This window comes from Mesorhizobium sp. M0018, from assembly GCF_040323955.1.
GTDB lineage: Bacteria > Pseudomonadota > Alphaproteobacteria > Rhizobiales > Rhizobiaceae > Mesorhizobium.
The window spans coordinates 190,433-206,014 of sequence record NZ_JAMYVL010000009.1; the positions used below are offsets into that span (position 1 = coordinate 190,433).

At 63.5% G+C, this 15,582-nt stretch carries 14 protein-coding genes; 6 read left to right on the plus strand and 8 right to left on the minus strand.

Annotation, left to right across the window (positions count from 1 at the left end):
- Positions 1-25: 25 nt before the first annotated feature.
- Together NKJ81_RS15345 and htpX are read right to left on the minus strand one after the other, a co-directional pair.
- A complete protein-coding gene (locus NKJ81_RS15345) occupies positions 26-1,414 on the minus strand; it encodes an RsmB/NOP family class I SAM-dependent RNA methyltransferase (protein ID WP_352540909.1) in 1,389 nt (462 codons plus the stop codon).
- Positions 1,405-2,418: a zinc metalloprotease HtpX gene (htpX, locus tag NKJ81_RS15350; RefSeq protein WP_352540910.1), complete on the minus strand. Its 1,014-nt coding sequence runs from the start codon at positions 2,416-2,418 to the stop codon at positions 1,405-1,407. The genes NKJ81_RS15345 and htpX overlap by 10 nt, the downstream gene beginning before the upstream one ends.
- Before the next feature lie 116 nt (positions 2,419-2,534).
- On the opposite strand from htpX, the gene NKJ81_RS15355 reads away from it, so the two are divergent.
- Entirely contained in the window at positions 2,535-2,747 is a 213-nt protein-coding gene (locus tag NKJ81_RS15355; RefSeq protein ID WP_352451229.1) for a DUF1674 domain-containing protein, read from the plus strand.
- 17 nt (positions 2,748-2,764) lie between these two features.
- Here NKJ81_RS15355 and NKJ81_RS15360 read toward each other — a convergent pair whose 3' ends face one another.
- On the minus strand, positions 2,765-3,436 hold the full coding sequence (locus tag NKJ81_RS15360) for an HAD-IA family hydrolase (protein WP_352451228.1): 672 nt from the start codon (positions 3,434-3,436) through the stop codon (positions 2,765-2,767).
- Between the two features lie 178 nt (positions 3,437-3,614).
- Between NKJ81_RS15360 and NKJ81_RS15365 the strand changes: the two genes are divergently transcribed.
- From NKJ81_RS15365 to NKJ81_RS15375, 3 genes are all read left to right on the plus strand, one after another.
- Positions 3,615-4,484 (plus strand): transglutaminase-like domain-containing protein, encoded by an 870-nt coding sequence (locus NKJ81_RS15365; protein WP_352540911.1) that lies wholly within the window; start codon positions 3,615-3,617, stop codon positions 4,482-4,484.
- Positions 4,485-4,812: 328 nt separating this feature from the next.
- Positions 4,813-6,174 (plus strand): pilus assembly protein TadG-related protein, encoded by a 1,362-nt coding sequence (locus NKJ81_RS15370; RefSeq protein WP_352540912.1) that lies wholly within the window; start codon positions 4,813-4,815, stop codon positions 6,172-6,174.
- A gap of 388 nt (positions 6,175-6,562) precedes the next feature.
- Positions 6,563-7,831, plus strand: a complete 1,269-nt coding sequence (locus NKJ81_RS15375) for a class I SAM-dependent methyltransferase (RefSeq protein WP_352540913.1) — start codon at positions 6,563-6,565, stop codon at positions 7,829-7,831.
- Here NKJ81_RS15375 and NKJ81_RS15380 read toward each other — a convergent pair whose 3' ends face one another.
- Complete coding sequence (locus NKJ81_RS15380) at positions 7,832-8,575, minus strand: MOSC domain-containing protein (RefSeq protein WP_352540914.1); 744 nt, start codon at positions 8,573-8,575, stop codon at positions 7,832-7,834.
- Positions 8,575-10,530, minus strand: a complete 1,956-nt coding sequence (gene acs / locus NKJ81_RS15385; RefSeq protein WP_352471293.1) for an acetate--CoA ligase — start codon at positions 10,528-10,530, stop codon at positions 8,575-8,577. The genes NKJ81_RS15380 and acs overlap by 1 nt, the downstream gene beginning before the upstream one ends.
- Positions 10,531-10,836: 306 nt before the next feature.
- Between acs and NKJ81_RS15390 the strand changes: the two genes are divergently transcribed.
- A complete protein-coding gene (locus NKJ81_RS15390) occupies positions 10,837-11,109 on the plus strand; it encodes an usg protein (RefSeq protein ID WP_352540915.1) in 273 nt (90 codons plus the stop codon).
- Positions 11,110-11,154: 45 nt separating this feature from the next.
- Here NKJ81_RS15390 and NKJ81_RS15395 read toward each other — a convergent pair whose 3' ends face one another.
- Positions 11,155-12,189 carry an aldo/keto reductase gene (locus NKJ81_RS15395; protein WP_352540916.1) on the minus strand — a complete coding sequence of 345 codons (1,035 nt, stop codon included), beginning with the start codon at positions 12,187-12,189 and terminating at the stop codon, positions 11,155-11,157.
- A gap of 55 nt (positions 12,190-12,244) precedes the next feature.
- Positions 12,245-13,426 carry an MFS transporter gene (locus NKJ81_RS15400; protein WP_352471291.1) on the minus strand — a complete coding sequence of 394 codons (1,182 nt, stop codon included), beginning with the start codon at positions 13,424-13,426 and terminating at the stop codon, positions 12,245-12,247.
- Between the two features lie 137 nt (positions 13,427-13,563).
- Here NKJ81_RS15400 and NKJ81_RS15405 point away from each other — a divergent pair, with 137 nt between their 5' ends.
- Positions 13,564-14,472 carry a LysR family transcriptional regulator gene (locus NKJ81_RS15405; protein WP_352500794.1) on the plus strand — a complete coding sequence of 303 codons (909 nt, stop codon included), beginning with the start codon at positions 13,564-13,566 and terminating at the stop codon, positions 14,470-14,472.
- A 60-nt stretch (positions 14,473-14,532) separates the two neighbouring features.
- Here NKJ81_RS15405 and NKJ81_RS15410 read toward each other — a convergent pair whose 3' ends face one another.
- Entirely contained in the window at positions 14,533-15,582 is a 1,050-nt protein-coding gene (locus NKJ81_RS15410; protein WP_352540917.1) for an aldo/keto reductase, read from the minus strand.

Sequence of the window (15,582 nt, forward strand, 5' to 3'; positions counted from 1 at the left end):
CCGGACGGCGCTTCAAGATCGGCCCTTAGCCGGCTCTGCGCATGCGGGCGGCGAAGAAGCCGTCCAGCCCGGAGCGGCCCGGCGAGCCTAGCTCCAGATCGGCAGGCGTGGTGCGCAACGTGCCTTGCGGCGTCAGAAACGGGTCGATGCCGGCGATCTCACCCGGCCGAAGCGGGTCGTCGACAATCTCCGCATTGCCGGCGAGAAAGTCGCGATAGAGCTCTTCGCCTTCCAGTGGATCGAGCGAACAGTTGGAAAAGACGATGCGTCCACCAGGCTTGACCAGGGTGACGGCGCGGGCAAGCAGCCGGCGTTGCAGGTTGGCCAGTTTTTCGACGTCGGCCGCCGTCTTCGTCCAGGGGACGTCGGGATGCCGCCGCACCGTGCCGGTCGAAGAGCAAGGTGCGTCGAGGAGGACCGCATCGAAGAGGTCCTTCGGCTCGTATTTGAGCAGATCGGCCTGGACGATCTCGGCGGCCAGACCGAGCCGTTCGAGGTTCTGCGTCAGCCGTGCCAGCCGCGTTTTGGACATGTCGAGCGCGGTGACGTGGGCGTCGGCGAGGATCAGCTGGGCGGTCTTGCCGCCCGGCGCGGCACAGAGGTCGGCGATTCGCAAACCATTGATGTCGCCGAACAGCCGGGCCGGCAGGCTGGCCGCTGCATCCTGAACCCACCAGGCGCCTTCCCCAAAGCCGGGCAGTTCGGTCACGGAAGCGCTGAGCTTTTCCACCCGCACCGTGCCGGTCGGCAGGACAAAGCCGCCGAGCCGTTCGGCCCACAGCGCCGGGTCCGACTTGACCGAGAAATCGACCGGTGCCTCATGGCGATGGGCGAGCAGTATCTGCCTGGCCTTGTCGAGGCCGTAGACTGTTTTCAAACGGTCGGAAAACCATTTTGGCGCCTCGTCGGTAGCGGCAAGTGCTGCGGCGAGCTCGTCCTGCTTGGCCCGCGCCAGCGTGCGCAGCACGCCGTTGACGAGGCCGGAAAAGCGCGCCGTGCGCGGATCGGACTTGGCGTGTGTCACGGCGAGGTCGACGGCGGCGCTGTCGGGAACATCGAGGAACAGGATCTGCGCTGCCGCCACATGCAAAATGTGCGAAAGCGCCGTGGCGTTGGGCGGTAGCGGCTTTTCCAGGCGACGGGCCAAAAGGCCTGATATGGTCATGCGGTAGCGCAGGGCGGTGACCAGAATGGCGCGCACCAAAGCGCGGTCGCGCAGGTCGAGCGCCTTGTATTGTGGATGACCGTTCTCATGGTCGGTCAGCCCGTCGAGCGGCGTCCTCGCGTCGATGACGGCGGCAAGCAGCCGCGCGGCTGCCTTGCGCGCGGCGAGACCGGCTACGGCCTCGCCGCTCGAATTGTGTTCACGATCGCCTGAAATTCCGTGCCGGCGCTTCGCTGAACTCACGACCACGGACCTTTGGGGCCGGTCGGATTGCGTCCCCAGGGATTGGGTCTCGGCTTGGCCGGCTCAGCCGGCCTCTCGGGCCGCGCGGCCCTGTCCCACGGACCAGACGGCTGCCCGGTCCCTTCCGGCGCCGGCCTTGGCGTCGCGGCCGCTTCGGGTGCGCCGGCCATTTCGCTCGCCATCCTCTGCAACGCGGCGATGCGGTTTTCTGTGCTCGGGTGAGTGGAAAACAAACTGTCCATACGCTCGCCGGAAAGAGGATTGATGATGAAGAGATGGGCGGTTGCCGGATTGCGCTCGGCATCCGGGTTGCGGATGCGTTCGGCGCCCCGCGCGATCTTGTCAAGCGCCGAGGCGAGCCACAGCGGGTGTCCACAGATTTCGGCACCGCGCCGGTCGGCCTCATATTCGCGGGTGCGGCTCACCGCCATCTGCACGATCATGGCGGCCAAAGGCGCGACGATCATTGCCACCAGCACGCCGACGATGCCGAAGGAATTGTTGTTGTCGCGGTTGCCGCCGAAAAAGAAGGCGAAATTGCCGAGCATCGAAATTGCGCCGGCAAAGGTGGCGACGATCGTCATGGTCAGCGTATCGCGGTGCTGCACATGGGCGAGCTCGTGCGCCATCACCGCCGCGACTTCTTCATGCGATAGCCGCTCGAGCAGGCCGGTGCTGGCGGCGACAGCGGCATTTTGCGGATTGCGGCCGGTGGCGAAGGCATTGGGCTGCGGATTGTCGATGAGATAGGTTCTCGGCATCGGCAGGCCGGCACGTTGCGCGAGACCCTGCACGATGGCGTAATATTCAGGCGCGTTGCGTTCGTCGACTTCGATCGCACGGTGCATCGACAGCACCATCTTGTCGGCGTTCCAATAGCTGAACAAATTGGTGCCGGCGGCGATCAGCAAGGCGATCATCATGCCGCCGGATCCGCCGACCAGATAGCCGACGCCCATGAACAGGGCCGTCATTGCGGCCAAAAGCATGGCGGTGCGAAGGGTGTTCATCGTCTGCTCCATTTGGGCCCAACAAAGGGGTCGATCCTTGTGGGCCCATCGCTATATGATGGGAAACAGCGGTTCCCGTTTCAATCGGGGCCTGTTTCAATCTAGCGGAAGATCGCATGATCGACAAAACCAGCCAAACGCATGCTAACGGCTCGCCGCAAAAGCCGCTGACCCCGGCAGCCAGGCGCGCCTTGGTCGAGGCCGAGGCCCGGCGGGAGAAATATCGCGAGCAGGAAGCCACGCTGCCGAGGGAGATCGGCGGGCGCGGCGGCAAGGAGCCTGGCCGCTATGGCGACTGGGAGGTCAAGGGCCTGACCAGCGACTTTTAGCGCAAGCAGGATGCTAGTTAAGCAGGCTGTGCGGTCCGTTCCGCTTCGATGGCAATCCAGCCGTTGTCATCGACAGCGATGCCGATCGCGCCATAGCCGGTGATGGCGGCATGCGGCGTCTGCAACGGATGCCGGTGCGTGGCGCTGATCACCACGATTGCAGCGCCCGCGGCTTCGGCTGCCGCTATGCCGGCCGGCGCGTCCTCGAAGACGAGGCAGTCGCGCACATCGACGCCGAGCCGTGCGGCCGCCAGCCGGAAGCAGTCGGGTGCCGGCTTGCCGCGAGCCACGTCCTCCGCCGCGACGATCACGGCGGGAGCCGGAATGCCGGCGGCCTGCAGGCGCAGCAAGGCAAGTTCGCGCGGTGCCGAAGTGGCGATCGCCCAGCTTCCAGGCGGCAGCGACGCCAAGAAGGCCGCGGCGCCGGCAATCGGGCGAATGCCCTCGACATCGGCCGCCTCGGCCTGCAAAAGCGATTCGGCTTCGCGGGCAGGATCGACGCCTGGGAGCGCCAGCCGGCCGATGGTCTCGATCGCCCGCACGCCGTGGATGGTCGGCAGGAATGCGGCGACGTCAAGACCTTGCCGATGCGCCCACGCTGCCCAGACCCTTTCCGCCGCGGCGATCGAATTGAGAATCGTGCCGTCCATATCGAACAGGAAGGCCGCGAATTTTCTGCCTGCGAACATCGGTTTCCCGGGGTCATCTTGGAGGAATTATTTCGAAAGACGCGTGTCGATCGACCGTAACGTTGCCGCGTCCGTATGGGAAGTCGCGAGGCGTCGTTTTTGACGACCACAAGGAACCGCCGCACACTCTCCTGCGTTGACCAGCACTATCTTCCATGACGATCGTAGGGGGACGGCGATGCTGATCAGGCTCGGCTATGAAATTGCCATTGAATGCGCTGCAGCCACGCCGATTGTTTCGCTGCTCGAGATCCATCGGGATCGCCAGGCCGACATCAAGCGGCAGACGCGCGTGCTGACGTCGCCGTCGGTTCCGACCAGGGTCTACCACGATCTTTTCGGCAATAGCTGCCGCCGCTTCACGGCGCCGGCCGGAAGCTTTCGCATCCTTTATGACGCGGTGGTCGAGGACAGCGGCGAGATGGACGAAGTCAACACGCTGGCCGGGGAAGTCCCGGTTGCCGAATTGCCGGACGAGGTGCTCGGCTATCTGCTCGGCAGCCGTTACTGCGAGACCGACGATCTCGGCGACCTGGCCTGGCAACTTTTCGGCCAGCTTCCGCCGGGCTGGGCGCGGGTGCAGGCGATCGTCGACTATGTCCACAACCGCCTGTCCTTCGGCTACGGCTATGCGCGCTCGACCCGCACGGCGGCGCAGGCGCATGAGGAGCGCGTCGGCGTCTGCCGCGACTTTGCCCATCTGGCGATCACGCTCTGCCGCTGCATGAACATCCCGGCCCGCTACGTGAACGGCTATCTCGGCGATATCGGCGTGCCCGCCGATCCGGCGCCGATGGATTTCTCGGCCTGGGTGGAAGTGTTCCTCGATGGCAGATGGTACACCTTCGATCCTCGCCACAATGTGCCGAGGATCGGCCGCGTCGTCATAGCCCGCGGCCGCGACGCCACCGACGTGCCGCTGCTGCACAGTTTCGGCCCGCATCGGCTCAGCCTGTTCAAGGTCTGGACCCACGAGCAGGAAGGCAATCTGTTCAAGCCGCCCTATCGCGGCGTCGACAAGACCGTCAGCGCACGGATGCTGGCCTGATCTTCGGACACATTCGCAGTCCGGATTTCCACCTGCCGCCACTGCGGCAGCACTGATCCTGTTCGATACATCTCGTCTGTACCGGATTGGGACGCAGTCCAGCCGTCTCGAATTGCGAGCCCGAATCTTGGTAAGCGCTTTTTGAACAAAGCCGTGCCGACGCGGCTTTCGTTTACCCGCTGTTTACCTTGTCGCCGCTCGAAACCGTTTGGAAACAATGGCCTGAGCGGGGGCCGCTCGCTTTCCCGCGCCCGGCGGCGCGATCCGGCCGGATTCCTGCAATGCGCGTTCGGACAGCTGCAGGCTGTAGCGAATGGAGGCGGAAGGGATGCGGCGTTTCGGGGGTCTTGTTCAGGCGATCGGCGGCTTTGCCGGGGATCGCAGCGGAAATTTCGCGGTCCTGTTTGGTATAATCGGCTCAGTACTGGCGCTGAGTGTCGGCTTTGCCGTCAACGTGTCCCAACTCTACAATGTAAAATCGAGCCTGCAAGGCGTGGTCGATGCAGCGGTCACCTCGACGGCCCGCGACCTGACAACCGGCGTCATCAGCGAGGCCGACGCCAGCAAATCGGTGCAGGCCTTTCTCGATGCCAACAGCACGGCGGGTATCCTCCAGGACAACCAGATCGTCCTCGACAATCTGGTTGTCGACAGGACAGCCAAGACTGTCCAGGCGGACGTCCATGTCAACGTCAACTACTATTTCCCGCTTTTCAGCACGGTTGGCATGCAACGCGTTCCCGCATCGACGACGGCTCTCTATTCGGACAAGCAGATCGAAGTCGCGATGATGCTCGATGTGACCGGCTCGATGGCAGGCCAGAAAATCATCGATCTGCGGACGGCTGCGGCGAATGCCGTCGACAGTTTTCTGGGCGGTCAGGACACCTCCAAACCGCGCGTGCGGGTTGCCATCGTGCCTTATGCCAATTCGGTGAATGCCGGTACACTTGCCGCCAGCAGCGTCTATGTGGAAACCACCGCCAGCCAACGCAAACAGGCGCCGGCCAATGACGCTGTGCAGTATGTCTCGGGGCTCATCCGTCCTGACAATTGCGCCACCGAACGCAAGGGGACCTACCAATATTCGGACGCAGGCCCCGACGCCAGCATGGTCAACCGCGACTACCTGCTGTCGTCCTTCGCCTGGCAAACCGGCACCGCCGCCTGCCCGGCCGCCACGCTGATGCCGCTGACGGCGGATGCGACGGCGCTCAAGACTGTCATCAAGAATTTCGTCGCCTCCGGCGGCACTGCCGGCCATATCGGCGTGCAGTGGACCTGGTACATGCTCTCGGAGAACTGGGGGGGCATCATGAGGACTTCGCAGCAGCCGGCCAAGATGGATCCAAGAAAGGTCGCCAAAATCGCGATCCTGATGACCGACGGCGAATTCAACCTGTCCTACTTCGATGCGAGCACGGTGAGCGACGTCTACAATGACGCCGGCAAGGAGCCGACCCGCACGGCCGCCAAGAAACTTTGCGCTGCCATGCGCGACAACGGCATCGAGATCTTCACTATTGGGTTCGACCTAAACGAAACGAATGCCAAGGCCACGCTCCAGGATTGCGCGAGCCCGGACACCGCCAAGATCAAGCACTTCTACCAAGCTGCCAATGGAACCGAACTCAACCAGGCTTTCCAGGACATAGCGCGCAACGTCGAGATGTTGACCGTAACCAAATAAGGGACAACAGCCCAAAAAGGAAAAGGCCGCCGCTTCTCGCGAAGTCGGCGGCCTTCCGTGTTTCCGTCCATGGCGCGGCTCCTGGCGGCGACGGTTGGTCGCCAGCCGCGCATCTCGCGCCTTAACGGGAAGACTGCTTCCCGAAAGTGCGATCCGCTGAGGCCACGTTCTGGAAAACGAAATCACTCGACATCGGATCACCTCCTTTCGATTTGTTGAACACTCCCCCATGATGGGGTGTCATCCGGCAAATGGCAAGGCGCGGCACCCGAAAATCCTGAACAAGCCTGCTTGTGCACTCGGGCGGCTTGCGGCCGGCCGATCGGGCAGGCAAGATCGAGCCGCTATTGTTCCGGGCCACTATTTTGCCGGGTAAGGGAGGACGGGGATGGAGGCAGCCGAGAGAGCGGCCCGGATTGTTCGGACGGTCATCGAGACGCTGAAGCCGGGTTTTGCGGTGAGGCTGTGGACAGGCGAGCGGATCGGCCCGGCTGCCGGCCCGGTGCTCACCATCAACGACCAGGACATCGTCTGGCAGATCGTACGTCGGCCCTCTTTATCGACGCTGATCGAGATGTGGATTGCCAAGGCGGTCGACGTCGAAGACGGATCGCTGTTCGATTTCTACGCCTTGCCCACGCACGGCAAGCTCAGGACGAAGCTCAAGACATTGCCGAAGCTGGCGATCCTGCGCGACCTGCCGGCGGTGCTGTTTTCGCGAAAACAGATGACGACGCGAACCGATCTTTCCGGCCGCAATCCTTTCGTCAGCGGTTCGAGCAAGGAGGCGATCCAGCATCATTACGACATTTCCAACGCATTCTACCGGCTCTTCCTCGACGAGCGCATGGTCTATAGCTGCGGCTACTTCAAGGATTTCGCCAACGATATCGATCAGGCCCAGAGAGACAAGCTCGACCATATCTGCCGCAAGCTTCGGCTGAAGCCCGGCGATAGATTGCTCGACATCGGCTGCGGCTGGGGAGCGATGCTCATCCATGCGGTGAAGAATTATGGCGTCGTCGGCCACGGCGTCTCGCTATCGGAAGCACAGACCGAGCTCGCCCGTGAACGCATCCGCGCCGAGGGGCTGGAGGACCGCATCACCATCGAGATAAAGTCCTATGCCGAGCTGTCCGGCTCCTTCGACAAGATCTCGTCGATCGGCATGTTCGAGCATCTGGGGCTTGCCAACCATGCGGCCTATTTCTCGAGGATCCATCGCCTGCTCAAGCCGGGCGGCATCTATCTGCACCACGCCATCACCCGGCGCGACAAGGGCAGCTTGAAGAAGACGCTGCGCAAGGGGCCGGAATTCAAGGCGCTGATCAAATACATTTTTCCGGGCGGCGAACTCGACACGATCGGCATGACGCTCGGCAATCTCGAGGCGCACGGCTTCCTCGTCTACGACGTCGAAAATTTGCGCGAGCACTATGCGCGCACCTGCAGGCTATGGGCCGAGCGCCTCCACGCACGCTTCGATGAAGCTATCGCCGAGGTCGGCGAAGCCAAGGCGCGGCTCTGGCTGCTTTATCTCACCGGCTGCTCGATTACCTTCGAACGCGCCTCGGCGCAGGTTTTCCAGACCGTTGTCACTAGGCGCGCGCGTGGGCCGAGCGGCCTGCCGCCGACGCGGGCGGATTTGTACCGATAGCTACAGGAGGCGCATCGTGGCGCCGATCTCGACGCGGGCCGGTCGATCGACGGTGCAGTAGACGCCGAGGTTATGGGCGTTGTGGCGGACCAGGCTGCGCAGGATTGCCGGGTTGTGGTCGAACCCGTTCTGGCCAATGATGGTGAAGCCGCAGCGACGGCACGGCTCGGAGATGGTCAGGAGCAGGTCGCCGATTGCCAGCTTGCACCCGATCCATTCCGTCTCGGGAAACGACCCCTCGACCTCTGGCATATCGACGACGATGTTGGAGCGGAAGCGGCGCGCGTCGGCGGCGCCCTCTGGATGCAGCACTTTCAAACGCGCCAGTGAGGCGGTGGTCAGCAGATGAATAGGGGTTTTGACGTAGCGTTCCGTCAGCAGGGGGCCGAGGTAATCCGGAGCCGCATTTTCCCGGCGGAACGGCCGGATGGAAGCCGCAAAGCCGAGATACGCGGAAACCGCGCGATCACTTTGCGCGCCAGGTGCCGAAAGCCAGCGTCCGTCGGGGATGGCGACCTCCAGCCTGCCGGCCTGCGACAGCCGGGTGCGGATGCGGGGCACCTTGTGCCATTTCGCTTCGCGGTCGGGCCGCGCGATTTCATCGGTCGAGGTATCGACAAGACCAAACAGGCGGTCGCCTTCGACGGTATACCAGTCGACGGAGATCGCCTCCTGAAACTCGCCGGCGAGCGAGCTCGCGGGATAGCGCCAAAGCTCGGTGACGGCGCCCAATGCGGGTTGCATCAGCCCTTCTTGTTTTGCCGGTTGGCGATCAGGTCGTCGACGACTGCCGGGTCGGCGAGCGTCGAGGTGTCGCCGAGCGCGGCAAAATCATCCTCGGCGATCTTGCGCAGGATGCGCCGCATGATCTTGCCGGAACGGGTCTTCGGCAGGCCGGGCGCGAACTGGATCTTGTCGGGCGAAGCGATGGCGCCGATCTCCTTGCGGACATGGGCGACGAGCTCCTGGCGCAATTCCTCGCTTGGCGTCTCGCCGGCCATCAGCGTGACATAGCAGTAGATGCCCTGGCCCTTGATATCGTGCGGGTAGCCGACGACGGCGGCCTCCGAGACCTTCTCATGCGAAACCAGCGCCGATTCGACCTCGGCGGTGCCCATGCGGTGGCCGGAGACGTTGATGACGTCATCGACGCGGCCGGTGATCCAGTAGTAGCCGTCAGCATCGCGGCGGCAGCCGTCGCCGGTGAAGTACCTGCCCTTGTAGGTCGAGAAATAGGTCTGCACGAAGCGGTCGTGATCGCCATAGACGGTGCGCATCTGGCCCGGCCATGAGTCGGCAATGCAAAGATTGCCGCTGGCTTCGCCTTCCAGTACCTTGCCGTCGGCGTCGACCAGCTGCGGCTTGACGCCAAAGAAGGGCCGCGTCGCCGAACCCGCCTTGAGGTGGGTGGCGCCCGGAACCGGCGTGATCATGATGCCGCCGGTCTCGGTCTGCCACCAGGTGTCGACGATCGGCACCTTGCCGTTGCCGACGACGTTGAAATACCACTCCCAGGCTTCCGGATTGATCGGCTCGCCGACGGTGCCGAGCACGCGCAGCGACTTGCGCGACGTTTTGGTGACATGGGCATCGCCGGCGCCCATCAGCGCGCGCAGCGCCGTCGGCGCCGTGTAGAAGATGTTGACCTTGTGCTTGTCGATCACGTCCCAGAAACGCGACTGCGACGGGTAGTTCGGCACGCCTTCAAACATCAGCGTGGTGGCGCCGTTGGCGAGCGGCCCGTAGACGATATAGCTGTGGCCGGTGACCCAGCCGACATCGGCGGTGCACCAGTAGATATCGCCGTCATGATAGTCGAAGACATATTGGTGGGTCATCGAGACATAGACGAGATAGCCGGCGGTGGTGTGCAGCACGCCCTTCGGCTTGCCGGTCGAGCCGGATGTGTAGAGGATGAACAGCGGGTCCTCGGCGTTCATCTTCTCGGGCTTGCATTCGGCCTTAACCGTGGCGACCTCGTCATGGTACCAGACGTCGCGCCCGGCGGCCCAGCCGGTCTTGCCGCCGGTGCGGCGCACGACCAAGACCTTTTCGACTTTCGTTCCGGCCTTGGCGGCGATCTCGATCGCCTTGTCGGTGTTCTCCTTCAGCGGGATAGTCTTGCCGCCGCGCAGGCCTTCGTCGGCGGTGATGACGAAGGTCGACTTGCAGTCGTCGATGCGTCCGGCCAGCGCATCCGGCGAAAAGCCGCCGAAGACAACCGAATGAATGGCGCCGATGCGCGTGCAGGCGAGCATCGCATAAGCGGCCTCCGGGATCATCGGCATGTAGATGGTGACGCGGTCGCCCTTCTTGACGCCGTGCTTCTTCATCACATTGGCGAGGCGGCAGACACGTGCGTGAAGTTCGTTATAGGTGATCTTCCTGTCGTCGTAGGGATTGTCGCCTTCCCAGATGATGGCGGTCTGTTCGCCGCGCTTCTTCAGATGCCGGTCGATGCAGTTCCACGAAACGTTTGTCTGGCCATCCTCGAACCATTTGATAGAAACCTTGCCGTCGAAGGACGTGTTCTTGACCTTGCTGTAGGGCTTGAACCAGTCGATGCGCTTGCCGTGCTTGCCCCAGAACTTGTCCGGGTTCTTGACGCTGTCGGCGTACCATTTCAGGTAGGTGTCATTGTCAATCAGCGCGTTCTTCTTCCACGCCGGCTGGACGCGATGGACATGAACATCGGACATTTCTTCGCCTTCCTCCCCAAAACCAAACCGCCGGCTTGACCGCCGGCAGGATCGCGGCGATGCGGCCGCGAATTCGCGCGCATTATTAACAGTTCGGCGGTGACGGCAACATTAGACGTTGGATTCGCGCGGCGGGATGCCGCAGGTGCCTTGCCGGGCGGTGTCAGCACTCTCGTGAGGCGGCTGCTAAGCGCATGTTTTTGCGGGAGGAATCTGGTTTGATCGCAGAAATATCAATAGACGAATAAGCAAATGGGGTGCACAATTTCAGGCTGGGAGGAAGGAGAATCAACCAGGGGACCGGCAATGCGCGACCATTCAGAAATGGACCTGATGCTCAAGGGCTATGGCTTGACCACGGCCAAGATTTTTTATCACTTCCCAGATCATCCGCATCTGCTGCAGAGCTTCATCTGGCAGGATTACGACATCGCCCCGAAATTTCCCGTGCTGATCCGCTTCATCGAGTTCTGGAAGGCCAAGCTCGAAGGCCCGCTGCATTCGGTCAGCTACACGCACCAGAAGCTGATCGCGCCGAACGAATGGCGCAAGGTCGACGGCGAGTTCGTTCTGCATTAGCCGGGCGGGCGGCAGTCTGGGAGCCGCCGCCCAGCTTTTGGAGCGTCAGACTGCGGGCGGGTTCAGCCGGGCAAAACCCTCCTGCCGGCGATAGGGAAAATACGGATAGGGTGCGGTGACCTCACTTGCCGTGTCGAGCTTCTTCATCTGCTCGGCTGTCAAGGACCAGCCGACGGCGCCGAGATTCTGGCGCAACTGCTCCTCGTTGCGCGCGCCAATGATGACGGAGGCGACGGTCGGCCGCTGCAGCAGCCAATTGATGGCGATCTGCGGTATGGTCTTGCCGGTTTCCTCGGCGACAACATCAAGCGCGTCGACGACCCGATAGAGATGCTCATCCTCGACGGGCGGTCCGAAGCTTGCCGTGTCGTGCAGCCGGCTTTTCTCAGGCAGCTTCTGGCCACGGCGGATCTTGCCGGTCAGGCGGCCCCAGCCGAGTGGGCTCCACACCAGCGCACCGACGCCCTGGTCGAGGCCGAGCGGCATCAACTCCCATTCATAATCGCGTCCGACCAGCGAGTAATAGACCTGATGGGCGACGTATCGGGGATAGCCATGTCTATCCGCCAGGCCGAACGACTTCATCACTTGCCAGCCGGAAAAATTGGAGACGCCGACATAACGCAGCTTGCCGGCGCGCACGAGACTGTCCAGCGTCGACAGCACCTCCTCGATCGGTGTTGCGGCGTCGAAGGCGTGCAGTTGCAGCAGGTCGATGTAATCGGTGCCAAGACACTTCAGCGCGTCTTCGACGGCCTTGATCAGGCGTGAACGTGACGAGCCGGCATCGTTGGGACCGTCGCCCATCGGCAGCGAGGTCTTGGTCGAGATCAGCACGGCGTCGCGGCGGCCCTTGATGGCAGCGCCGAGCACTTGTTCGGAAGCGCCATTCGAATAGACATCGGCGGTGTCGAACAGGTTGACGCCGGCCTCAAGGCAGATGTCGACCAGCCGCCGTGCTTCCGCCGCATCGCTGTTGCCCCAGGCACCGAACAGCGGGCCTGAACCGCCGAAGGTTCCAGCGCCGAACGAGAGCACCGGGACCTTCAGGCCTGATGCGCCAAGATTTCGATAATCCATGGGTTTGCTCCTTGTGGAAGGATGGCTGTTTCAAAGATTGGCTGAGGTTTGCGTTCTATGACCGCGCGATTTCCGGTGTAGCGAGGACAGGATCTCGGTCGAGACGCAGCGCAAACGCCGCCACGGCAAGCGCTGAAAGTGGCAACAGCGCCGCGACCCAGGTGACGGCACCGAGGCCGGGACCATGGGCGATGACCACGCCGCCGAGCCAGGCGCCGGCCGCATTGCCGAGGTTGAAGGCGGCGATGTTGAAGGATGAAGCTAGGCTCTGGCCGGCGCCTTGCGCCTTCTGCAACACCCATAACTGTAGCGGCGCGACGGTGGCGAAGGCGGCGGCGCCGAGCAGGCCGACATAGATAACGGCCATGACCTGGCTGTGCAGGGCGAAGGTCATGGTGCCGAGCACCAGCGCCAGCACGACGAGACTGCCGAGAACGGACGGTACCAGCCAGCGATCGGCGAACTTGCCGCCGGCGAGGTTGCCGGCGATGAGGCCGCCGCCGAAGACCAGCAGGATCGGCGACACCGCTGTCTCGTCAAAACCGGTGATCTCGGTCAGCAACGGGGCGATGTAGGTGAAGACGGCGAAGACGCCGGCATAGCCAAGCACGGTGGTGGCAAAGCCAAGCAGGACCGGCGCGCGGCCGAGCAAGGCGAGATCGGCGCGCAAATTGCTCTTCTCAGGCTCTGTTCGGCTGCGCGGCACCAGCAGCAGAATGATGGTAAAGGCGGCGATGCCGACCAGGGTCACCGCCCAGAAGGTCGCGCGCCAGCCGAAGGCTTGGCCGAGCCATGTGCCGAAGGGCACGCCGAGGATGTTGGCGATGGTCAGGCCGGTGAACATCAGGGCGATCGCCGAGGCTTTCTTGTTGGGCGCCACCAGTCCGGTCGCCACGACCGAGCCGACGCCGAAGAAGGTACCGTGGGCGAAGGCGGTCAGTACGCGCGCACCCATCAGCGTCCAGTAGTCTGGGGCAAGCGCACAAGCGAGGTTGCCCAGCGTGAAGATCGCCATCAGCGCCAGAAGCACGGTCTTGCGCGGCCAACGGCCGGTCGCGATCGTCAGCAGCGGCGCGCCGATGACGACGCCCAGCGCATAGCCAGAAATCAGCTGGCCGGAAGCTGAGATCGAGACGCCGAGATCGGTGCTGACGTCGAGCAGCAGGCCCATGATGACGAATTCGGTGACGCCGATGCCAAAGGCACCGGCGGCAAGAGCGTAAAGAGCAAGGGGCATGGCGGTTCCCACTTCGATGACGACCAGTTTTGACGACGGGCGCCGTGTCCTCCCACGCCCCGATCCGGAAGATCGTGCCGCGATGTGCTGTGAACCAGCCTTGCATCGGGCACATCGTCTGTGAAATAGATTCACCAATGGCCAGGCCCGACATCAATCGCTCCGGCGAGATCGAAGTGTTCGTCCGCGTCGTCGAGGCGGGCAGCTTTTCAGCCGCTGCCCGCGCGTTGCGGATGACGCCGTCGGCGGTGAGCAAGCTGATCGCGCGGCTGGAGGCGCGGCTTGGTGCGCGGCTGGTCAGCCGTTCGACGCGCAAGCTGCAACTGACGCCGGAGGGGGCGGCGTTCTTCGACAGCGGCGTGCGCGTCCTTGCCGACATGGCGGCGGCCGAGCGCGAGGCAGCGGCGGGTGCCGCGCCGCGTGGCCGGCTGCGGATCAACAGCTACGTGCCTTTCGGGCAGCATCGGCTGATCCCGCTTTTGCCGCGTTTCCTAGAGCGCTACCCCGAAATCTCGGTCGATCTGGTGTTGACCGACGATGTCATCGACCTGATGGAGGAGCGCGCTGACGTCGCCATCCGCGCCGGGCCGCTCGGCGAATCACGGCTGGTGGCGCGCAAGCTCGGGCAGAGCCGGGTGGTCGTCGTTGCGGCGCCATCGTATCTCGAAGCGCGTGGCACGCCCAAGACGCCCGCCGACCTCGATCGTCACAACCGGATGGGATTCCGTTTCGTTCGTCACCTCGAGGGCTGGCCTTTTATCGACGCGGCCGGCAAACCGATCACCCTGTCGATCATCGGAAATACGCTGGTCAGCGACGGCGAGGCGATGCGGCTGATGGCGCTCTCGGGGGCGGGCATCGCCCGGCTGGCACGCTGGCATGTGGAGGCCGACATTGCCGCCGGCCGGCTTCTGCCGCTGCTGGAAGATTTCAATCCCGGCGACGAGGAACTCACCCACGCCGTCTATGTCGGCCAAGGCAAGTATCTGCCGGCGCGGGTGCGGGCGTTTTTGGACTTTTTGGTCGAGACTGTTCGGCTGACTTGAGCCCAAAAAAAGATAGGGAGCCTGCCGGCTCCCGAAGCATCAAATCGAAGGTAAATTGAACTACTTTTTCGGCACAAAGGGCGCCGGCCGCCGGCCGGCCGCCTGACGCTCCAGCATCCAGCCCGGGTATTCGGCGGGCAGGGCACTGACTTCGTCGAGGCGAACAAGATCATCGGCATCGAGCTGCAACTCGGTGGCTGCAAGGTTCTGTTCCAGCTGCTCCATGCGGCTGGCGCCGATGATGACGCTCATCACGAATGGCTTGGCCAGGACATAGCCGAGCGCCACCGTGGCGACGCTGACGCCGTGCTTGGCGGCGATCTCGCGCATGACGGCGACTGCTGCCCAGGCACGGTCCTCGTTGACCGGCGGGAAATTGAAGCTGGCGCGGCGGCCCTCGCCATTGCCGGGGGCGCCCGGTCCGTATTTGCCGGAGAGCAGGCCGCCAGCCATCGGCGACCAGACCATCAGCCCGAGTTTCTCCTCGTTGAGCAGCGGCACGATTTCGCGCTCGAGATCGCGGCCGGCGATCAAGTAGTACGACTGCACGGTCTCGAAGCGGGCAAAGCCTTTGCGCTCGGCAATACCCAGCGCCTTGGCAATGCGCCAGGCCTGCCAGTTCGAGACGCCGACATAGCGGACCTTGCCGGCGGCAACCAGGTCGTCGAGCGCCCGCAGTGTCTCGTCGATCGGCGTCACCGTGTCGGTGCCGTGCAGCTGGTAGAGATCGATGTGATCGAGCTGTAGCCGCTCGAGGCTGCTCTCGACCGAATCCATGATGTGGCCGCGCGAGGAACCGCGCTGGTTCGGGCCGCCGCCCATGGCGCCATGAACCTTGGTGGCGATGATCACGTCCTGACGGTTGACGCCAAGGTTCCTGAGCGACTGGCCGAGAAGCCGTTCCGAGGCGCCGAAGGAATAGACATCCGCCGTGTCGAAGAAATTGACGCCGGCGGCGAGGGAGCGGGCAACGATCTCGTCGACGCCCTTCTGGTCGAGGCTGGCGATCAGGCCCCATTGGGCATTCTCGCCGGCCGCGCCGAACGTCATCGTGCCGAGGCAAAGTTCGGAGACGAACATCCCCGTATTTCCAAGTTGATTGTAACGCAT